This is a genomic window from Micromonospora sp. DT178 (assembly GCF_049841695.1).
In the GTDB taxonomy this organism is placed as follows: Bacteria; Actinomycetota; Actinomycetes; order Mycobacteriales; family Micromonosporaceae; genus Micromonospora.
The window spans coordinates 162,213-181,349 of record NZ_JBNCKV010000002.1 but is presented as its reverse complement, the minus strand read 5'-3'; the positions used below and the strand labels follow the sequence as shown (position 1 = coordinate 181,349).

Below are 19,137 nucleotides of genomic sequence, written 5' to 3'. Positions count from 1 at the left end.
CAGCGCCCAGGCACAGGTGGGGGCGGGGCGGGTGGGGTGGTTGAGGGGACAGCAGAACGCCCATCGCGACTCGTGATCGCGATGGGCGTTCGCACCGTATGACCGGCGGCGGCGGGCGAAGCCCACCCCCGTAGGCGTCGCCCGCTCGCGCCGCCGGTCCAAACAGGTGGCCACCGTCCCCCAACGGTGTTGTTCCACCCGTCCCCTGCGCCTCACTCGGTGCACGGATCTGATCGATCCACCGCTCCCCCGAACGGTTCCAAGCGTGGCGCGGTGCAATAAAGTTAGTTCGCCCGGGATTACGAAGACAACCTGGTTGGGCTGTCTCGCCGGTCACAGCTCCGGGTCCCACCGGAACTGCCGCCACCTCGGGCCTCGGTGTTGGCCAACAGCGCTTACCCGTCGACCATTCCCCCAAACACGTCAGGCGTCCTCACGATCGGGCGATTCCGTACGGAAGAAGTTGCTCGGCCGGCCGTCGCGGAGCTGCTCCTGGTAGATCAGGTTCAGCTTCCGCTCGTCGAAGGTCCGGAACCACTCGTCCCAGGTGATCTCGCGTACCCGGCTGCTCTCGCGGTAACCGGGCATGTTGAAGGTGAGCACGCCGGCCCGCCCCTCCCGCTCGGTGCCCGCGATCGTGGCCGGCTTGGCGCCGCGCTCCCGCGCCCAGTTCCGGATCACGTCGTGGTTGGTGGTCACCAGGCTGCGGCCGGGGCGCTCCGGCCGGTCGGCGGTGGACGAGATGAGTTGCGAGGAACGCACCGACCGCGAGGTGCTCCGCCCGGTCCGGACGCCGGTCGCCGTACCGCCGCGCGTCGTGCCCGCCCGCGACGTCGCCGACGCGCGGGGCGCCGTGGACTTCCGGGCCGCCGACGTGGTCTTCTTCGCCGGGGCCGCCTTCGCTGCGGCCTTCCTGGCCGGGGCCTTCTTCGCCGCCGCGGTCTTCTTCGCCGCCGGAGCCTTCTTCGCTGCCGTCTTCTTCGCCGCCGCCTTCTTTGCCGGGGCGGCCTTGTTCGCGGCCTGCGCCCGGCCCGGGGCGGCCTTGTTCGCGGCCTGCGCCCGGCCCGGGGCGGCCTTGTTCGCCGCCCGGCCCGACGCCGCCTTCTTCGTGGCGGCGGCCCGTCCGGCGGACGCCCGCGTTCCCGTCGCCCGACCGGCGGGCCCGGTGCTGCGACGCGCGGCACCGCCCGAGGGACGCTCCGCCCGCAGGGTCTTCGCCAGGGTCTTCACCAGGTCCGGCTTGCGCAGGGCGGAGATGCCGGAGACCCCGCGCTTGCGCAGCTGTCCCCGGATCTCGTCCACCTTCATCCGGGAGATCTCGGACTCGGAGATCGTCGGGGTGTTCGGGGTCTGGTTGCCCGGCTGCCGCTTCGTCCTGGTCGCAGTCCCGCCGCGACCTGAGCTGTTCCGCTGAGCCATGGGACGCTCACGCTCCTAGACAGTTGGTCCTCGGCGCGCGGCGGGTCCCAGTGCCGCACCGCGCGGTGCGGCATACCCGTCAGGACCGGTCCGAACCTCCGGGAGGGGCACCCGTGCCCGAGGCGTCGTCCGCGGCACCCCCGGTCGGCCCGGCGACGCCCGACTGCCCGGCGACGCCCGGCTACCCGGTCGCGCCCGACGGTCCGGCGGCCCGGCAGCGCCCCAACTATCCGGCCGCGCCCGACGGCCCGGCGTCCCGGCGGCGCGCGACTACCCCGCCACGCCCGACGCCCGACGGCCCCGCGGCCCGGCAGCGCCCCAACTACCCGGCCGCGCCCGACGGCCCGGCCGCGCCCGGGGACGGCTCGAAGAGGTGGGCGAACGCCGCAAGGTTGGCGGTGGACTCGCCCCGCTTGACCCGCCACTCCCACTCCCGCCGGATCGAGCTGCCGAAGCCGATCTCCAGCATCGTGTCGAAGGACTCGTCGGCGTACGTCAGCACCGCGCCCAGCAGCCGGTCCAGCTCGTCGGCGTCGATCCCGGCCGGGTTGACGCGACCGGTCAGGTAGACGTCGCCGACCGCGTCGACGGAGAACGACACGCCGTACATGCGGGCGTTGCGCTGCAACAGCCAGGCCCACAGCTCCTCGCGCCGCTCGTCCGGCTGGCGCATCACGAACGCCTCGATCCGCAGCGCGTGCTCACCGACGATGAGGTTGCAGACCGTCTTCAGCTTGTGGGTGCCCGGCAGCGTGACCGCGTATGAGCCCGGGCCGGTCGACTCCCAGGCCAGCTCCCGCTCGTCGCAGACCGACTCGATCAGGGCCGCAAGATCACTCTTCCCGCTCATCGGATCCACTCTACGGCCGGCACCGCCCCGGCACCGGACGACGACGACCGGCACGACGACGACCGGAGGCCGGCACGTGACCGGAGGCCGGCACGTGACCGGACGACGGCCGGCACGACAGTGGCCGGCACCGCCCCGGCACCGGACGACGACGGCCGGCACGACAGCAAGCCGGCGGCCGGCACGACAACCGGCCGGCGGTACGGCGCGACAGCAGGTTGGCGGTTGGCGCGCGAACGGTCACCAGGAGCAGGACATCGCCGGGCCGCAGGCCAGCTCGGAGGCGAGCCGGGCCCGGTGCGCGGCGATCGCCTCGCCGTAGACGGTGAGCAGCCCGGAGGCGGTGCGGTGCCAGGAGAAGTTGCGGGCGTGCCGGGCGGCGCCCCGGGCCAGGTCGGCCCGGTGGAGCCGATCCGGCAGCAGGCGCCCGAGCGTACGGGCCCAGTCGGCCGGGTCGTGGCCGTCGATGAGCACGCCGCTGACCTGGTCCCGCACGGCGGTCACCAGGCCGCCGACGGCGGCGGCCACCACCGGCGTACCGCAGGCCTGCGCCTCCAGCGCGACCAGGCCGAAGGACTCGTTGTACGACGGCACCGCGACCAGGTCGGCGGCCCGGTACAGGGCGGGCAGGTCGTCACCGGTCTGCGGGGGCAGGAAACACACCCGGTCGGTGACGCCGAGCGTGCCGGCCAGCTCCATCAGGGCGGTCGGCCGGTCCAGGCCGCTGCCGCTGGGGCCCCCGCAGATCACCACGGTCACCTCGTCGGCGAGCACCGGGTCGCGCTCGCGCAGCGCGGCCACCGCGCGGATGAGCACGTCCGGGGCCTTCAGCGGCTGGATGCGGCCGACGAAGGCCACCACGTACCCGGTGGCGGGCAGCCCGAGCCGGCGGCGGGCCTCGACGACGACGCGGTCGCGGTTCCCCGGGGCCGGGCGGAACCGGTCCAGGTCCACGCCGGGCTCGACCACGGCGACGCGGGCCGGGTCGGCGTCGTACCGGTCGATCAGGTCACGGGCCTCGACCGCCGTGTTCGCGACCAGCCGGTCGGCCTCGGTGACCACCTGTTCCTCGCCGATGACGCGGGCCTTCGGCTCGGGCCGGTCCCCGGCGGCGAGCTGGGCGTTCTTGACCTTCGCCAGCGTGTGCGCGGTGTGCACCAGCGGCACGCCCCAGCGCTCCTTGGCCAGCCAGCCGACCTGGCCGGAGAGCCAGTAGTGGGAGTGGATCAGGTCGTAGTGGCCCGGGGGCCGGGACGCCTCGGCGCGCAGCACGCCGGCGGTGAAGGCGCAGAGCTGCCCCGGCAGCTCCTCCTTGGTGAGCCCTTCGAGGGGGCCGGAGGTGACGTGCCGGACGTGCACCCCGGGCGCCGTCTCGACCACCGGGGGCAGGTCGCCGGAGGTGGCCCGGGTGAAGATCTCCACCTCGACGTCCGCCTCGGCCAGCCGCCGGGCGACCTCCAGGATGTAGACGTTCATGCCGCCGGCGTCGCCGGTGCCCGGCTGGTGCAGGGGTGAGGTGTGCACCGAGAGCGTCGCGATCCGCCGGGGGCGGGGCCACGGGCGCGCACCGCGCTGACGACCCACACCGGTGTGCAATTCCGCCACGTCCGCTCCTTTTGTCACGTTGATGCCGTCCGCACGCCCGGCGCCCTTCGGACAACGTCCCCGGCCGATGTCATCTTCCCCATCGGGCACCCGTAATGCGCCGGGACGGCGCCCGGGCGTGACGGACCTCATCACCGCTCCCCCGGCACCCGCCCGGGGGGCCCGGGGGAGAATGGCCGGATGACCTCTGTCGCCGTCGTCACCGGAGCGTCCAGCGGGATCGGGGCGGCCACCGCCCGCCGGCTCGCCGCCGAGGGATTCCACGTCCTCGCCGCCGCGCGGCGTACCGACCGGTTGGCCGCCCTGGTGGCCGAGATCGAGGCCGCGGGGGGCGCGGCCACCGCCGTGGCCTGCGACGTCACCTCCGACGAGTCGGTGGCCGGCCTGGCCACGGCGGCGGCGGCCCTGGGCCCGGTCACCCTCCTGGTCAACAACGCCGGCGGCGCCCGCGGCCTGGACCCGGTCGAGTCCGGGTCGGTCGGCGACTGGCAGTGGATGTACGACGTCAACGTGCTCGGCACGCTGCGCGTCACCCAGGCGCTGCTGCCCGCGTTGGAGGCGTCCGGGGCCGGCACCATCGTGGTCGTCTCCTCGACCGCCGGCTTCACCGTGTACGAGGGCGGGGGCGGCTACGCCGCCGCGAAGCACGCGCAGACGGCGATCGCCGGCACGCTGCGGCTGGAACTGTGCGGCCGACCGGTGCGCGTGATCGAGATCGACCCCGGCATGGTCCGGACGGACGAGTTCGGGCTGGTCCGCTTCGCGGGCGACGCCGAGCGGGCGGCGGCCGTCTACGCCGGGGTCGCCGAGCCGCTGGTCGCCGAGGACGTCGCCGACTGCGTCGCCTGGTGCGCGACGCGCCCGCAGCACGTCAACGTGGACCGCCTCGTCGTACGCCCGCTGGCGCAGGCCGCCCAGCACAAGGTGCACCGGGTCGGCTGAGCCGGCCCGGACGGTCGCGGAGATGGCGGGCACGGCGCGGCACCGGCCGCTCGGCGTGGTGACCCGGGGGACGACGAACCCGAACCGGCTCCGCCGGGTGGACAACTGGATCGTCGAGACCTGCGGCGAGGCGCTGCGGGAGGCGGCCGACCCGCTGGTGGTGGACCTCGGCTACGGCGCCAGCCCGGTGACCGCCGTCGAACTGTGCGCACGGCTCGCCACCGCGGTCCGCCCCGACGTGCGGGTCGTCGGGCTGGAGATCGATCCGGTACGCGTCGCCGCCGCCCAGCCGTCCGCCGACCCGCCCCGGCTCACCTTCGCCCGGGGCGGGTTCGAGCTGGCCGGGCTGCGACCCGCCCTGGTCCGCGCGTTCAACGTCCTGCGCCAGTACGACGAGCGCGAGGTCGCCGACGCCTGGCGCGCCGTGACCGCCGGGCTGGCCCCGGGCGGGCTGCTGGTCGAGGGCACCTGCGACGAGTTGGGGCGGCTCGGCGGCTGGCTGCTGATCGACGCCGACGGCCCCCGTACGCTCACCCTCGCCGCGAAGCTCACCACCCTGGACACCCCGGCGGAGCTGGCCGAACGGCTGCCCAAGGCGCTGATCCACCGCAACGTGCCCGGCGAGCGGATCCACGACCTGATCCGCGCGCTCGACGACGCCTGGCACGCCGCCGCCGGCTACGCCCCGTACGGCCCGCGCCAACGCTGGCTGCGCGCGGTCTCCGCGATCCGCGAGGCGGGCTGGCCGGTCCTGGACGGCCCCCGCCGCTGGCGCCACGGCGAACTCACCCTCCCCTGGCCCGCCATCGCCCCCACCTGACCCCGTCGGCGGGAGGGCGGGGTCAGATGGTGCAGTTGACGAGGACGGGTTCGGGGTGGAGGGTCACGCCGAAGCGGTCGTGGACGCCGTCGCGGATCTCCCGGGCCAGCTCGACCAGGGACGCGGTGCTGGCGGTGCCGCTGCGGTTGGTCAGGGCGAGGGTGTGCTTGCTGGAGATGGCGACGCCCTCCGGCCCCGGGTGGCCCTTGCCGAAGCCGGCCTTGTCGATCAGCCAGGCGGCGCTGACCTTCACCACGTCACCCGCGCCGGGCCAGGCGGGCGGCTCGCCGATGTCGGCGGCGCGCTCCCGCAGCAGCTCGTACGCGGCGACGTCGAGCACCGGGTTGGTGAAGAACGAGCCGACCGAGCGGGTGTCCGGGTCGGCCGCGTCGAGCACCATGCCCTTGCCGGCGCGCAGCCGCAGGACGGTGGCGCGGGCATCGGCCAGCGGCACCCGGTCCCCCACCTGCACGCCGAGCGCCCGGGCCAGTTCCGCGTAGCGCACGGGGCCGGACAGCGGCGAGCGGTCGAGCCGGAAGTCGACGGAGAGCACCACCCAGCGGTCGCTGTACTTGAAGATGCTGGACCGGTACGCGAAGCCGCAGTCGGCGGCGGCGATCCGCCCGACGGTCCCCTCGACCCGGTCGTGGACCACGACGCCGGTGATGGTCTCGGCGACCTCCTGGCCGTACGCGCCGACGTTCTGGATCGGGGTGGCGCCGGTCGAGCCGGGGATGCCGGAGAGGCACTCCAGCCCGGACCAGCCGTTGGCGACGGTGGTGGCGACCAACTCGTCCCAGGGCTCGCCGGCCTCGACGCGTACGGTGACGGTGTCGGCGTCCTCGGCGACCACCCGCAGGCCCCGGGAGCGCACCAGGACCACGGTGCCGGGGAAGCCGGCGTCCCCGATCACGACGTTGCTGCCCCCGGCGAGGAGCAGGACCTGCTCGTCGCGGCCGGCCGCCTCCCGCACGGCCCGTACGATCCCGTCGGCGTCCGTGCCGGCGACGACGCGGCCGGCCGGGCCGCCCAGGCGTAAGGTGGTGTATCGCGCCAGGTCGCACGTCGTGGCGGGTTCGGTTCCGGTTGTCGGCTGGGCGTAGACGTCTGACACGCCTTTCACCCTAGGCTGAGGGGTAGCCGCGGCGCCCACTGGTGGCCCGGTCACCCCCGGGAGGATGGCGATGAGCAGACTGCATGGCACGAAGGACTTCTGGTTGGGAGCGCTCCGGGCGGAGGGCCCGGCGTTCGCCGCAGCCGCGGCCGAGGCGCCGCCGGAGACACCGGTGCTGTCCTGTCCCGGCTGGACGGTCGCCGACCTGACGCTGCACCTCACCTCGATCTACCGCTGGGTGCACTCGTTCGTGGGCACGGGCGCGGCCACCCCGTCGCCCGGCGGGTCGAAGCCGGTCGAGCCGGAGCCGGGCGTCGCCCCGCTCCAGCTCTGGCAGCAGGCGTACGACCAGCTGATGACCCTCTTCGACGGCCTCGACCCGGAGGCCCCGGCGTGGAACTGGGCGCCGCAGCCGAAGCGGGCGGGCTTCTGGCCGCGCCGGATGGCGCACGAGACCGCGGTGCACCGGTGGGACGCCCAGCTCGCCATCGCGGCGGGCGAGCCGATCGAGGCGAAGCTCGCCGCCGACGGGGTGAGCGAGATCCTGGACACCTGGCTGCCTGCCGGCCGGCGCCGCACCGCCGGCCAGTGGCGCGGGGTGGTGCAGATCTCCGCCGTCGACGCCGGGCAGGAGTGGTTCCTGCGGCTGCGCGGCGAGGGCGTGGCCCTGCTCGACACGGCCACCATCTTCGACCACGACGACCACCACGCCCGGGCGCAGGTCAGCGGCACCGCGAGCGACCTGCTGCTGGCGCTCTGGGGCCGGGTCGGCCTCGACACGCTGGACGTGGCCGGCGACCGCACCCTGCTGGAGGGCCTCCGCGTCGGCTGATCCACCGCCGCGCGGAGCCGGGCCCCGAGGGCTCCGCGCGATCCCACCGCACGTACGAAGAGAGTGGCCGCCCGGCACAGGCGGCCACTCTCTTCGCGTCCGGCCCCACCGATAACCAGCAGAGAGCGCTCTCTTGACACCGGACGGGACCAACCACCACCCTGTCGTGAGAGCGCTCTCTCAGCTCTGCTCCACCACCTGCCTCACCACCTCAGACGACCTGAGAGGGGTCCGACCGATATGGGTGTCTTTCCGCGCCGCCGCCTGGCGGCGGTGGCCCTCGTCGCCGCCACCGCGCTGTTCGCCACCGCCGGCTGCGCCGGCGACGAACCCGCCGAGGACGGCAAGATCACGTTGACCGTGGACGTGTTCAGCCAGTTCGGCTACGAAGAGCTCTACAAGGAATACATGGCCAGCCACCCGAACGTGAAGATCGTCGAGCGTGGCACGGGCACCAACCTCGACGACTACTCGCCGAAGCTGACCCAGTGGCTCGCCGCCGGCAAGGGCGCGGGCGACGTCGTCGCCATCGAAGAGGGGTTGATGGTCGAGTACAAGGCCAACCCCGACAACTTCGTCAACCTGCTCGACCACGGCGGGGCCGAGCTCCAGGGCAACTTCCTGGAGTGGAAGTGGAAGGGCGGGATGACCCAGGACGGCAAGCTGATCGGCCTGGGCACCGACGTCGGCGGCATGGCCATGTGCTACCGCAAGGACCTGTTCGCCAAGGCCGGCCTGCCCACCGACCGCGAGGCGGTGTCGAAGCTCTGGCCGACCTGGCAGGAGTACATCAAGATCGGTGAGCAGTTCAAGGCGAAGAACACCGGCGCCGCGTTCCTGGACGCCGCGACCAACATCTTCAACACGATCGTGCTCCAGACGGCCGGCAACGCGCAGGGCTACCACTACTACGACACCAGCGGCAACCTGGTGGTGGACAGCAACCCGGCGGTCCGGCAGGCCTGGGACACCACGATGGACATCATCGACTCCGGCCTCTCCGGCAAGTACGGCTCCTGGTCCGAGGAGTGGGTGTCGGCCTTCAAGCAGGCCAAGTTCGCCACCATCGCCTGCCCGGCCTGGATGACGGGCGTCATCGAGGGCAACGCCGGCGCCGAGGCCAAGGGCAAGTGGGACATCGCCCGGGTGCCCGGCAACGGCGGCAACTGGGGCGGGTCCTGGCTCGCCGTACCGACCCAGAGCAAGCACCGCGCCGAGGCCATCGAGCTGGCGAAGTTCCTGACCAGCGCCAAGGGCCAGATCGGGGCGTTCAAGGCCAAGGGCCCGCTGCCCTCCTCGCCGCAGGCGCTGGCGGACCCCGCGATCGTCGACGCGAAGAACGCGTACTTCTCCGACGCCCCCGTCGGGCAGATCTTCGGCGAGGGCGCCAAGACGCTGAAGCCCGTCTACATGGGGCCGAAGAACCAGGCCGTCCGCACCGAGGTCGAGAACGCCGTCCGGACGGTGGAGCTGGGTCAGCGCAAGCCCGATCAGGGCTGGACGGACGCGGTCAACAACGCGAAGAAGGCCGCCGCCAAGTAGCCCGAGCCGGGGATGCGGGCGGGAGGGCGCCGGGGGCGCCGGTCCCGCCCGCACCCGGGAAAGGAGTGGTCCGGGCATGACCGTCCAGCTCGACCCGCGCCCGCCGGTCGCACCGGCGCCCCGCACCGGTCGGCGTCCACCGACGATGCGGTTCAGCCGCCTCGACACGAAGTACTCGCCCTACCTGTTCATCGCCCCGTTCTTCGTGCTCTTCGGGGTGTTCGGGGCGTACCCGTTGATCTACACCTTCTGGGTCTCCCTGCACGACTGGGACCTGCTCGGCAGCAACCACCCGTTCGTCGGGCTGGAGAACTACAGCCGGCTGCTGGAGGACGCCGACTTCTGGCACGCCGTGGTCAACACCCTCGGCATCTTCGTCATCTCCACCGTCCCGCAGCTGCTGGCCGCGCTCTGGCTGGCCAACCTGCTCAACCGGCAGCTGCGGGCCCGGACGACGTTCCGGATGGCGGTGCTGATCCCGAACATCACGTCGACGGCGGCGGTCGCGATCGTCTTCGGTGTGCTCTTCGGCCGCGAGTTCGGCATGGTCAACTGGCTGCTCGACCTGGTCGGGATCGACGCGATCGAGTGGAAGTCCAACCGGTTCGCGTCCTGGGTGGCCATCTCCACCATGGTCGACTGGCGGTGGACCGGCTACAACGCGCTGATCTTCCTGGCCGCGATGCAGGCCATCCCGCGCGACCTCTACGAGTCGGCCGCGATCGACGGGGCCGGCCGGGCGCGGCAGTTCTGGTCGATCACCGTGCCGCTGCTCAAGCCGACGATCATCTTCACCGTCATCATCTCCACCATCGGCGGGCTCCAGCTCTTCACCGAGCCCCGGCTGTTCCACTCCGGCACCAACCCGATCCGGGGCGGGACGCTACGGGAGTCGCAGACCGTGACCATGTACATGTTCGAGAACGCCTTCGCGCCCCACTACAACTTCGGGTACGGCTCGGCGGTGGCGTGGCTGCTCTTCGCGCTGATCGCGGTCGTCGCGGCGATCAACGTGCTGCTCCTGCGCCGGCTCGGCGGCACGAAGGCGCCGAAGGCGGACGCGAAGTCGAAGGAGGGAGCGCGATGAACCGCCTCTGGGCCGCCAGCCGGCTCACCTACGCCGCGCTGATCGCCGCCGGGGTCCTGTCGATCTTCCCGATCTACTGGATGTTCGTGGTGGCGAGCCGCTCCAACGACGCGATGGGCCAACTGCCGCCCCCGGTCACCCCCGGCGGCAACTTCGGCGCGAACGTGTCCCGGCTGCTCGACAACACCGACGCGTACTTCGTCGCCGGCCTGGTCAACTCGGCGATCGTGGCGACCACGGTCACCGTCTCGGTGGTCTTCTTCTCCACGCTGGCCGGGTTCGCCTTCGCCAAGCTGCGGTTCCGGGGGCGCAACGCGCTGCTCATGGTGATCATCGCGACGATGATGGTGCCCACCCAGCTCGGCGTCATCCCGCTCTACCTGCTGATGACGAAGCTGAACTGGAACGACCGGCTGCCGGCGGTGATCGTGCCGGCCCTGGTCACCGGCTTCGGGGTGTTCATGATGCGGCAGTACGCGGGCCAGGCGGTCAGCAACGAGCTGATCGAGGCGGCCCGGGTGGACGGCTGCAACACCGCGCGGATCTACTGGAACGTCGTGCTGCCGGCGCTGCGCCCGGCCGCCGCCGTGCTGGGGCTGCTCACGTTCATGACGACCTGGAACGACTTCCTCTGGCCGTACGCTGTCCTCAACGACCCGGAGAACCCCACCGTGCAACTGGCCCTGCGCACCCTGTCCGACGGGTACTACACGGACATGTCCCAGGTGTTCACGGGAACGGCCATCGCGACCCTCCCGCTGTTGCTGGTCTTCGTCCTGTTCGGCCGCCAGATCATCGGCGGCATCATGGAAGGTGCGGTCAAGGCGTGAGCACTCTGCGATTCCCCGACGACTTCGTCTGGGGTGCGGCCACCGCCGCGTACCAGATCGAGGGCGCGGCCACCGACGACGGTCGCGGCCCGTCGATCTGGGACACCTTCAGCCGTACGCCGGGCAAGGTCCACCACGGCCACACCGGCGACGTGGCCTGCGACCACTACCACCGGTACGCCGACGACGTGGCGCTGATGGCGGAGCTGGGGCTGCGGGCGTACCGCTTCTCGGTGGCCTGGCCCCGGATCCAGCCGGACGGCACCGGCCCGGTCAACCCGCGCGGCCTGGACTTCTACGACCGGCTGACCGACGCGCTGCTGGCCCGGGGCATCGACCCGATCGTCACGCTCTACCACTGGGACCTGCCGCAGGCCCTCCAGGACCGGGGCGGCTGGACCAACCGGGAGACCGCCGAGCACTTCGCCACGTACGCCACGGCGGTGCACACGCGGCTCGGCGACCGGATCCGCACCTGGACCACGCTCAACGAGCCGTGGTGCTCGGCCTACCTCGGCTACGGCAACGGGGTGCACGCCCCCGGCGAGCAGGACCCGGGCGCGGCCTTCACCGCCGTACACCATCTGCTGCTCGGGCACGGCCTGGCGGCCCGCGCGCTGCGCGCGGCCGGCGCGCAGACCGTCGGGATCACGGTCAACCCGGCCGACGTGCGCGCGGCCGACCCGGACAGCGCCGCGGACGCGGCGGCGGTGCGCCTGGTCGACGGCCTGCACAACCGGATCTTCCTCGACCCTCTGCTGCGGGCGGCCTACCCGGACGACGTGCTGGAACACGTGGCCCGCATCGTCGAGCCGACGTTCGTCCGCGACGGCGACGAGAAGCTGATCGCCGCCCCGATCGACCTGCTCGGCGTCAACTACTACGCCCCCACCTACGTCGCCGGCCGGCCGGACGGCGCGGGCGGCAGCGCCTGGCCGGGCACCGAGGGCGCGGTGGAGTTCCTCCCGCCGACCGGGCCGCTGACCGACATGGGGTGGATGATCGAGCCGGCCGGGCTGACCCGGCTGCTGGAACGCATCGCCACGGACTACCCCGGCGTGCCGCTGATGGTCACCGAGAACGGCGCGGCGTTCCCCGACAAGGCCGACGCCGACGGCGCCGGGCAGGTGGTGGACGCGGACCGCATCGCCTACCTCGACGGGCACCTGCGCGCCGTGCACGAGGCGATCTCCCGGGGAGTGGACCTCCGGGGCTATCTCGTATGGTCGTTGCTGGACAACTTCGAGTGGGCCGAGGGCTACCGTCGACGGTTCGGGATCATCCACGTCGACTACCTGACGCAGCGACGCACACCGAAGTCCAGCGCCCGGTGGTACCAGGAGGTGATCTCCCGGAACGGGCTGTGACGAGGGTGGTAACGGGGATGACGACGGCGCAGCGGCCGACACTGGAGGCGGTGGCCCGGCGGGCGGGCGTCTCGCGGGCAACCGTGTCCCGGGTGGTGAACGGCTCCACGACGGTCGCCGAGCCCATCCGGGACGCGGTCCGCCGGGCGGTGGCCGAGCTGGGGTACGTGCCGAACCTGGCCGCCCGCAGCCTGGTCACCCAGCGGACCGACTCGATCGCCCTGGTGCTGCCGGAGGCCGCCACCCGGGTCTTCTCCGACGACCAGGTCTTCCCCGGGATCATCCGGGGCGCGGCGCAGGAGCTGGAGGCGGCCGACAAGCAGCTCGTGCTGATGCTGGCCGGCTCGCCCGCCGGGCACGACCGGGTCGAGCGCTACACCACCGGCCGGCACGTCGACGGGGTGCTCTTCGCCTCGCTGCACGGCGAGGACCCGCTGCCCGGCCGGCTCGCCCGGCTGGGCATCCCCGTCGTGTGCAGCGGTCGCCCGCTCGACGGCGCCGACGTGCCCTACGTCGACGTCGACCACGTCGGCGGGGTGGCCACGGCGGTGCGGCACCTGCTCGACGGCGGGCGCCGCCGGATCGCCACCATCGCCGGCCCGCAGGACATGGTGGCCGGCATCGAGCGCCTCGCCGGCTACCGGAACACGGTCGCCGAGGCCGGCCTGCCGGAGCTGGTGGCGACCGGCGACTTCACCCGCGAGTCCGGGGCGACGGCGATGCGGCAGCTCCTCGCCGAGCACCCCGACCTGGACGCCGTCTTCGCCGCCTCCGACCTGATGGCGCACGCCGCCCTGCGGACGCTGCGCGAGGCGGGGCGGCGGGTGCCCGACGACGTGGCGGTGATCGGCTTCGACGACATCGAGACGGCCGCGTACACCGAGCCGCCACTGACCACCGTCCGCCAGCCGATCGTGCAGCTCGGCCGGCAGATGACCCGGCTGCTGCTGCGGCTGGCCGCCGGCGAGGCCATCGAGCCCGTGGTGCTCCCCACCGAGCTGATCGTCCGCGAGTCCGCCTGACCGGGCCGGCGGATAACCGGTCGAGCCCCGCGGGGGTCCGGCGGTAGCGTCACCGCCGTGACCCCACCGACCCGGCTGATCCGCGTGCCCGCTCTCTCCGACGTCGCCGAGTACGCGTACGCGGCCACGGTCGAGCCGCCCGCCCGGCTGGTGTTCACCGCCGGCGCCTGCCCGCTCGACGCCGAGGGCCGGACCGTCGCGCCCGGCGACCCGGTCGGCCAGGCCCGGCAGGTGATGACCAACCTGGAGACCGCCCTCGCGGCGGCCGGGGCCCGGCTCACCGACGTCGTCAAGACCACCGTGTACGTGGCGTCGTCCCGGCAGGCCGACCTGGTGGCCGTGTGGGAGGTGGTCCGGGACGCGTTCGGCGACCACGAGCCGCCCGGCACCCTGCTCGGGGTGGCCGTGCTCGGCTACCCCGACCAGCTCGTCGAGGTCGAGGTCGTCGCCGCCGTACGCGAGGAGAACTGACGTGCGGATCCGGACCGCCCGCCCCGACGACGCGCCCGCCGTGGTGGCGATGCGTGCGATCGTGCACCCCTATCTGGTGCGCGGCGTCGAGTCGACCCGGCAGATGATCGCCCAGCCCCCGCCCGGTGAGGACTGGACCGCGTACGTCGCCGAGGTCGACGACACCGTGGTCGGCTGGGTGTCGGCGTACCGCAACGGCCGGACCTCGGAGCCGGACGTCGGCGAGATCTCCACCCTGCACGTCCATCCGGAGCACCGGGGCCGGGGCGCCGGCACCGCGTTGCTGACCGCCGCGCTCGGGCACCTGCGCGACATCGGGACGCGCCGGATCCGCACCTGGGCGCTGCCGGAGTCGCTGCCGTTCGCCCGCCGGCACGGCTTCACGCCGAGCCGGGAGCTGCGCTACTCGGCCCTCGACCTGCGGCCGGCCCTGCCGATGCCGGAGTCGCCGCCGGGCGTACGGCTGCTTGCGCTGACCGACGTCGAGCCGCGTCGGGTCTACCTGGCCGAGGTGGCGGCGGCGGCCGACGAGCCGGAGGACGTGCCCGCCGACGCGATCAGTTACGAGAGCTGGCGCTCCGAGATCTGGGACAGCCTGGGCCTGGACCACGTGGCCAGCACGGTGGCGGAAATCGGCGGCGAGGTGGTGTCCTTCAGCCTCGTCCAGCGCGACGGCGACCGGATGTGGTCGGACTACACCGGCACGGTGCCGGCGCACCGGGGGCGTGGGCTCGCGCGCCTGGTCAAGACGGCGGCGCTGCACCGCGCCGCCACCGGCGGAGTACGTGTCGCCTACACCTCGAACGACGAGGCGAACGCGCCGATGCTGGCGGTCAACGTCGGGCTCGGCTACCGCCCGGTCGGCTCGAGCTGGTCCTGCCTGCGCGACCTGCCCTGACGGGTCCCGGTCGGCGGCCTGTCCTGACGGGTCCGGTCAGCCGGCGGCGTGGCCCGTTCCGACCGGCGGAGGCACGGGTCGCCCCTCCGTGATGGGTTGGCCGAGCGACCGGCGGGCCAGCAGGGTCGCCCCGGCGACGGCGGCCGGCATGACGATCACCGCGCCGAGCGGGATCAGGAAGCAGACGAAGACCGCCACCCCGAAGCCGAGCGTGGTCGGCCGGTCCGCCTTGAGGATGGAGCGCCGGTCCGGCAGCCGCATGCCGCGCCGGTAGAAGGGGGCCCCGACGAGTTCCACGGCGAGCAGCCAGCCGCCGACCGCCGCCCCGATCACCGGCACCACGGTCTGGCCGACCACCGGGATGAAGCCGGCGGCGAAGAGCGGGATGCCGAAGAGGATCGACAGGCCCACCAGCCGCAGCGAGTCGGCGATGCTGCGGCGCAGCGACGGCCAGAACGGCACGTCGACCGCGTTGGGGGTGCCGCCGAGGCGTTCCTCGACCCGTTCGGAGATCTTCTCGTAGAACGGGTCGCCGATGACCAGGGTGACGGCGGTGAAGCTGACCACCGCGAGCAGGCCGCCGAGGCCGAGGAAGGCCAGCCCGGCGATCACGCGGACGAGGCTGCGCGAGGTGGTCGACCAGTCGTCGGCGAACGGGGTGACCAGCGCCGCCAGGTCGTCGACGAAGTACGCCAGGGTGGCGAACGCGGTCACGAAGAGCGCGCCCGAGATCAGCGCCGGAATGACGCCGAGCAGCATCAGCCCGGGGCTGCGGACGTAGAGACCGAGGCCGCGCAGGAGCAGGCCCACGCCGGTGAAGAACCGGCCGGCGGCACCGGTCACGGGCGCGGCGATGCGGGGTGCGTTCACGACCGCAGAGCCTAGTTGTACCCCACCAGTGCGGGCTCCGGACCCGCGCGCTACTGCCAGGTGGCGGTGTCGGGGTCGATGTCGTGGGCGCGTGCGTTGGCGTCGATGCTCTGCCGGAACCACGTGGCGAGGCCGGCGCGGATGCCGTCGTAGTGGGCGGCGAACCCCGGGTCGGCCTCGTACATGCGACCGAGACAGACCTGCATCTGCCTGGTGAGGGGAAAGTACGAGGTGAACACCGCGCGGTGCCGCTCGACGAGTTGATTGGCCTGCGGGCTGCCAGGGGTGACACCGGCGTCCATCGCGTCCGCGAGGGCACGGTCGAGGTCGGCGACCGCGTCGGCGACGGCCTGCCATTCCTCCGGGCTGCGGAAGGCGGAGCGTTCAGCGTACTGCTGCCACTGCGTCGTGTCTCCGTAGCGCTGACGCGCCTGGGCGGGCGAGTCCGGGTCCCACCGCGGACCGAAGATCGCGGCCTGCTGCTCGGCGGTCAGCAGCAGGCCGCGTTCGTGGGCGGCGATCATCCGGTCCAGGCCGGCGCTGAGCTGCTGGAGGCGGTCGATCCGTTGGGCGATCTGGGTGCGCTGCGCGCGCAGTGCGCCGGGCACGTCCGCCGCCGAGTCGTCCAGGATGGCCCGGATTCCGTCCAGGCCGAGGCCGAGTTCCCGATAGACGACGATGCGGTGCAGGCGTTCCAGATCGCCGGCGGTGTAGAGCCGGTATCCGGCGGTCGTGCGCAGCGACGGGCGCGCCAGACCGATGTCGTCCCAGTGGTGCAGCGCGCGGACCGTCACGCCCAGACGCGTCGAAACCTGGCCGACGGTCAGGCCGTCCGCGTCGGTGGCGTCAGGCATGCTCCTCATTGTCGCCGCGACCGGAGCCCGGTGGGGTGATCCCGATGGCTTCAAGGTTGCGCGCCTCCTGGCTGGCCGGGTCGAAGGGCTTCGCCGCCGTGAAGATGATCCGTGCGTTCTCGGGGGTGATCACCTCCACGTCGCGGGTGTTCCAGGGGGTGTCCCGTGGGCCGTCGACCGAGTCCGGGCGCAACGCACGACATGCCTCGACAAGGGAGTCGATCTGGTTGAGTACGCCCGAGAAACTGAAGCTCATCGCCGGTGCCTGCGCCGGCACGCTCTCCGCCGAGCGGAGGAGCACGTCCTGGAACGCCCACCGGCGCAGGTGCACGAGCGTGCCGGGGATGCTGAACAGCTCGAAGAACCCGAGACCACGGGTCCAGAAGTCCACCGACGCCGCCAGGTCGGTCGTGGGGATCGTCACGAACGCGGGCATTCCGTAGATGCCCCGGAACGGCTCCGGCGCGACCGCGTCCGGGCCGGGGGTGGGCACGGGACTCATCTCGAAAGCGTCGTAGTAGTCACTCATGCACCTACCCTCCGGCCTCACGCACCGTGAGGGTCAAGCCGGATCCGCAACAATCTCGGTGGGCGTGACCGGACACGACGCCGGAGGAGGCGGACCACCGGCTGGGGACGGCCGAGCGGGCACGGCAGGATGGACGCGTGCGGGCGGCCCGGTTGATCTCGTTGGTTCTGCTGCTCCAGGCGCGCGAGACGATGACCGCGGCGGAGCTGGCCCGGGAGCTGGAGGTCTCCGAGCGGACCGTCTACCGGGACGTGCTGGCGCTCTCCGCCGCCGGGGTGCCCGTCTACGCCGACCGGGGCCGCACCGGCGGCTACCGACTGCTCGGCGGCTACCGGACCCGGCTGACCGGGCTGACCCGGGACGAGGCGGAGGCGCTTTTCCTGGCCGGGCTGCCCGGGCCGGCGGGCGACATGGGGCTCGCGGACGCCGTCGCCTCGGCCGAGCTGAAGGTGCTGGCCGCGCTGCCGCCCACGCTCCGCGACGCCCCGGCCCGCACCGGACAGCGGTTCCACCTGGACGTGCCGGGCTGGTTCCGGGAGGTGGGGCCGCCGCCGTGGCTGACCGAGCTGGCCGGCGCGGTCTGGCGGGACCGGGTGGTCGAGCTGCGCTACCGACGCGGCGACCGCGAGGTGACGCGCACCGTGCGGCCGTACGGGCTGGTACTGAAGAACGGCGTCTGGTATCTGGTGGGCCGGGTCGGCGACGACGTGCGCACCTACCGGGTGGACCGGGTCACCGGCGTGCGGGTGGCCCCGGAGACCTTCGACCGGGACGAGGGCTTCGACCTGGCCGGGTACTGGCGGGAACAGGCCGAGGCGTTCCACCGGGGCGTGCTGCGGGAGCGGGCCACCGTCCGGCTCAGCCCCGCCGGCCTGCGCCAGCTCCGGCACGTGGCGGACGCCCCCTTCGCGTACGACGAGGCCGTCGCCGCCGCCGGCGGCCCCGACGGGCAGGGCTGGGTGGTGACCCGGCTGCCCGTCGAGTCCGTCGACGTCGCGTACCACCAGCTGCTCGGGCTGGGCCCCGAGGTGGAGGTGCTCGACCCGCCGGAGCTGCGGGCGCGGCTGGCCGAGGCGGCCGAGCGAACGGCCCGCCGCTACGCCGGCCCCGGCCCGGGTCAGCGGTAGCCGGTGTCGTCGGCCGGCAGGCCGGGCTCCACCACCTCGGTGTTGTAGCGCGCCCAGTGCGGCCGGGTGCCGTCCAGGTCGGTGAAGCCGTACACCTGGGCCAGCCCTCCACTGTCGAGCGACTCGCCGTTCCAGCGGGCCCGGTCCGGGTCGGCGGCCAGGGCGGCCACCGCGCGCCCGACGAAGGCCGGCGTCTCCGACATGACGAAGTGCGGTTCCTTCGCGGCACCGTCGCGCCAGTTCTCCTCGGTGACGCCGTAGTGCTCCAGCATCGCCTCGGAGCGCAGCCAGCCCGGCGTGAGCGCGACGGCGGTGCAGCCGTGCGGCTTCAGCTCGTGCGCCCAACTGAAGGCGAGCCGGTTCACGGAGACCTTGGCCAGGTCGTAGAAGACCGAGAGGCGGTAGTTGGCCTCGTTGTGCTCCCGTGTGCCGTCGCCGACCTCCACCACCAGGCCGCCGGGACGGCGGATCATCAGCGGCAGGGCGAAGTGGGCGGTGACGATGTGCGTGTCGATCGCCAGGCGCAGGCTGCGGAAGCCGGCCTCCAGCGGCTGCTCCCAGACCGGCTTCTCCCAGGTGGTCAGGGGGTCGCCGCCCCAGATGTCGTTGACCAGCACGTCGAGCCGGCCCTGCTCGGCGTCGATCCGGGCGACCAGGTCGCGGACCTGCTCGGGTACGAGATGGTCGACCCGGACCGCGATGCCGGTGCCGCCGGCGGCGGTGACCATTTCGGCGGTCTCCTCGATGGTCTCCGGGCGGTCCATCTCGGAGCGGCCGGCCCGGCTGCTGCGGCCGGTGGCGTAGACCGTGGCGCCGGCGGCACCGAGCTGGACCGCGATCTGCCGGCCGGCGCCCCGGGTCGCCCCGGCGACGAGCGCGATCTTTCCTGTCAGCGGTTTCGTCATGCGGCGAGCCTGTCAGCGATACCTGACAGCCGAAGTCCGGTTTCGCGAAGCCG

General features: G+C 73.2%; 19 protein-coding genes. 11 read left to right on the top strand and 8 right to left on the bottom strand.

Annotation, left to right across the window (positions count from 1 at the left end; genetic code table 11):
* Positions 1–423 precede the first annotated feature (423 nt).
* From ACLQ22_RS04625 to mshA, 3 genes are all read right to left on the bottom strand, one after another.
* Complete coding sequence (locus ACLQ22_RS04625) at positions 424–1,419, bottom strand: hypothetical protein (protein WP_425691212.1); 996 nt, start codon at positions 1,417–1,419, stop codon at positions 424–426.
* Positions 1,420–1,741: 322 nt separating this feature from the next.
* Positions 1,742–2,269, bottom strand: coding sequence for a YbjN domain-containing protein (locus ACLQ22_RS04620; protein WP_425691211.1), 528 nt, complete (start codon positions 2,267–2,269; stop codon positions 1,742–1,744).
* 240 nt (positions 2,270–2,509) lie between these two features.
* Positions 2,510–3,874 (bottom strand): D-inositol-3-phosphate glycosyltransferase, encoded by a 1,365-nt coding sequence (gene mshA, locus ACLQ22_RS04615; protein WP_425691210.1) that lies wholly within the window; start codon positions 3,872–3,874, stop codon positions 2,510–2,512.
* Positions 3,875–4,054: 180 nt separating this feature from the next.
* On the opposite strand from mshA, the gene ACLQ22_RS04610 reads away from it, so the two are divergent.
* Together ACLQ22_RS04610 and ACLQ22_RS04605 are read left to right on the top strand one after the other, a co-directional pair.
* Complete coding sequence (locus ACLQ22_RS04610) at positions 4,055–4,816, top strand: SDR family NAD(P)-dependent oxidoreductase (protein ID WP_425691209.1); 762 nt, start codon at positions 4,055–4,057, stop codon at positions 4,814–4,816.
* Positions 4,817–4,838: 22 nt separating this feature from the next.
* Positions 4,839–5,636: a class I SAM-dependent methyltransferase gene (locus ACLQ22_RS04605; protein ID WP_425691208.1), complete on the top strand. Its 798-nt coding sequence runs from the start codon at positions 4,839–4,841 to the stop codon at positions 5,634–5,636.
* Between the two features lie 22 nt (positions 5,637–5,658).
* Here the strand turns inward: ACLQ22_RS04605 and ACLQ22_RS04600 are convergent, their stop codons facing one another.
* Positions 5,659–6,750, bottom strand: coding sequence for a UDP-N-acetylmuramate dehydrogenase (locus tag ACLQ22_RS04600; RefSeq protein WP_425691207.1), 1,092 nt, complete (start codon positions 6,748–6,750; stop codon positions 5,659–5,661).
* Between the two features lie 70 nt (positions 6,751–6,820).
* Between ACLQ22_RS04600 and ACLQ22_RS04595 the strand changes: the two genes are divergently transcribed.
* The 8 genes from ACLQ22_RS04595 (at position 6,821) to ACLQ22_RS04560 (ending at position 14,799) form a co-directional block, all read left to right on the top strand.
* Complete coding sequence (locus tag ACLQ22_RS04595) at positions 6,821–7,582, top strand: maleylpyruvate isomerase family mycothiol-dependent enzyme (protein ID WP_425691206.1); 762 nt, start codon at positions 6,821–6,823, stop codon at positions 7,580–7,582.
* Positions 7,583–7,822: 240 nt separating this feature from the next.
* A complete protein-coding gene (locus ACLQ22_RS04590; protein ID WP_425691205.1) occupies positions 7,823–9,124 on the top strand; it encodes an ABC transporter substrate-binding protein in 1,302 nt (433 codons plus the stop codon).
* Between the two features lie 76 nt (positions 9,125–9,200).
* The gene (locus ACLQ22_RS04585) at positions 9,201–10,211 is read left to right on the top strand and encodes a carbohydrate ABC transporter permease (RefSeq protein WP_425691204.1); all 1,011 of its coding nucleotides are present in this window, start codon (positions 9,201–9,203) and stop codon (positions 10,209–10,211) included.
* Positions 10,208–11,041 (top strand): carbohydrate ABC transporter permease, encoded by an 834-nt coding sequence (locus ACLQ22_RS04580; protein WP_366639974.1) that lies wholly within the window; start codon positions 10,208–10,210, stop codon positions 11,039–11,041. Before ACLQ22_RS04585 ends, ACLQ22_RS04580 begins: the two co-directional genes overlap by 4 nt.
* Positions 11,038–12,408, top strand: a complete 1,371-nt coding sequence (locus ACLQ22_RS04575; RefSeq protein WP_425691203.1) for a GH1 family beta-glucosidase — start codon at positions 11,038–11,040, stop codon at positions 12,406–12,408. Before ACLQ22_RS04580 ends, ACLQ22_RS04575 begins: the two co-directional genes overlap by 4 nt.
* A 17-nt stretch (positions 12,409–12,425) precedes the next feature.
* Entirely contained in the window at positions 12,426–13,430 is a 1,005-nt protein-coding gene (locus ACLQ22_RS04570) for a LacI family DNA-binding transcriptional regulator (RefSeq protein ID WP_416607580.1), read from the top strand.
* A 57-nt stretch (positions 13,431–13,487) separates the two neighbouring features.
* Complete coding sequence (locus ACLQ22_RS04565) at positions 13,488–13,901, top strand: RidA family protein (protein WP_425691202.1); 414 nt, start codon at positions 13,488–13,490, stop codon at positions 13,899–13,901.
* Between the two features lies 1 nt (position 13,902).
* Positions 13,903–14,799 (top strand): GNAT family N-acetyltransferase, encoded by an 897-nt coding sequence (locus tag ACLQ22_RS04560; protein ID WP_425691201.1) that lies wholly within the window; start codon positions 13,903–13,905, stop codon positions 14,797–14,799.
* A 36-nt stretch (positions 14,800–14,835) separates the two neighbouring features.
* Here the strand turns inward: ACLQ22_RS04560 and ACLQ22_RS04555 are convergent, their stop codons facing one another.
* The 3 genes from ACLQ22_RS04555 to ACLQ22_RS04545 are packed head-to-tail and all read right to left on the bottom strand — an operon-like array spanning position 14,836 to position 17,052.
* Positions 14,836–15,669 (bottom strand): EI24 domain-containing protein, encoded by an 834-nt coding sequence (locus ACLQ22_RS04555; protein WP_425691200.1) that lies wholly within the window; start codon positions 15,667–15,669, stop codon positions 14,836–14,838.
* Positions 15,670–15,719: 50 nt separating this feature from the next.
* Positions 15,720–16,523: a MerR family transcriptional regulator gene (locus ACLQ22_RS04550; RefSeq protein WP_425691199.1), complete on the bottom strand. Its 804-nt coding sequence runs from the start codon at positions 16,521–16,523 to the stop codon at positions 15,720–15,722.
* Positions 16,516–17,052: a VOC family protein gene (locus ACLQ22_RS04545; RefSeq protein ID WP_425691198.1), complete on the bottom strand. Its 537-nt coding sequence runs from the start codon at positions 17,050–17,052 to the stop codon at positions 16,516–16,518. The genes ACLQ22_RS04550 and ACLQ22_RS04545 overlap by 8 nt, the downstream gene beginning before the upstream one ends.
* Positions 17,053–17,189: 137 nt before the next feature.
* Here ACLQ22_RS04545 and ACLQ22_RS04540 point away from each other — a divergent pair, with 137 nt between their 5' ends.
* A complete protein-coding gene (locus ACLQ22_RS04540) occupies positions 17,190–18,179 on the top strand; it encodes a helix-turn-helix transcriptional regulator (protein ID WP_425691197.1) in 990 nt (329 codons plus the stop codon).
* On the opposite strand, the gene ACLQ22_RS04535 is transcribed toward ACLQ22_RS04540, so the two are convergent.
* Positions 18,170–19,084, bottom strand: coding sequence for an SDR family oxidoreductase (locus ACLQ22_RS04535; protein WP_425691196.1), 915 nt, complete (start codon positions 19,082–19,084; stop codon positions 18,170–18,172). The genes ACLQ22_RS04540 and ACLQ22_RS04535 overlap by 10 nt on opposite strands.
* Between the last annotated feature and the right edge of the window lie 53 nt (positions 19,085–19,137).

What these genes read in the sequence shown, in the direction of transcription:
- ACLQ22_RS04605 (WP_425691208.1), top strand. Translation starts at nt 4,839, where the DNA reads ATGGCGGGCACGGCGCGGCACCGGCCGCTCGGCGTGGTGACCCGGGGG.
- ACLQ22_RS04590 (WP_425691205.1), top strand. Translation starts at nt 7,823, where the DNA reads ATGGGTGTCTTTCCGCGCCGCCGCCTGGCGGCGGTGGCCCTCGTCGCC.
- ACLQ22_RS04625 (WP_425691212.1), bottom strand. Translation starts at nt 1,419, where the DNA reads ATGGCTCAGCGGAACAGCTCAGGTCGCGGCGGGACTGCGACCAGGACG.
- ACLQ22_RS04535 (WP_425691196.1), bottom strand. Translation starts at nt 19,084, where the DNA reads ATGACGAAACCGCTGACAGGAAAGATCGCGCTCGTCGCCGGGGCGACC.
- ACLQ22_RS04545 (WP_425691198.1), bottom strand. Translation starts at nt 17,052, where the DNA reads ATGAGTGACTACTACGACGCTTTCGAGATGAGTCCCGTGCCCACCCCC.
- ACLQ22_RS04580 (WP_366639974.1), top strand. Translation starts at nt 10,208, where the DNA reads ATGAACCGCCTCTGGGCCGCCAGCCGGCTCACCTACGCCGCGCTGATC.
- ACLQ22_RS04550 (WP_425691199.1), bottom strand. Translation starts at nt 16,523, where the DNA reads ATGCCTGACGCCACCGACGCGGACGGCCTGACCGTCGGCCAGGTTTCG.
- ACLQ22_RS04570 (WP_416607580.1), top strand. Translation starts at nt 12,426, where the DNA reads ATGACGACGGCGCAGCGGCCGACACTGGAGGCGGTGGCCCGGCGGGCG.
- ACLQ22_RS04585 (WP_425691204.1), top strand. Translation starts at nt 9,201, where the DNA reads ATGACCGTCCAGCTCGACCCGCGCCCGCCGGTCGCACCGGCGCCCCGC.
- ACLQ22_RS04620 (WP_425691211.1), bottom strand. Translation starts at nt 2,269, where the DNA reads ATGAGCGGGAAGAGTGATCTTGCGGCCCTGATCGAGTCGGTCTGCGAC.
- ACLQ22_RS04610 (WP_425691209.1), top strand. Translation starts at nt 4,055, where the DNA reads ATGACCTCTGTCGCCGTCGTCACCGGAGCGTCCAGCGGGATCGGGGCG.
- ACLQ22_RS04595 (WP_425691206.1), top strand. Translation starts at nt 6,821, where the DNA reads ATGAGCAGACTGCATGGCACGAAGGACTTCTGGTTGGGAGCGCTCCGG.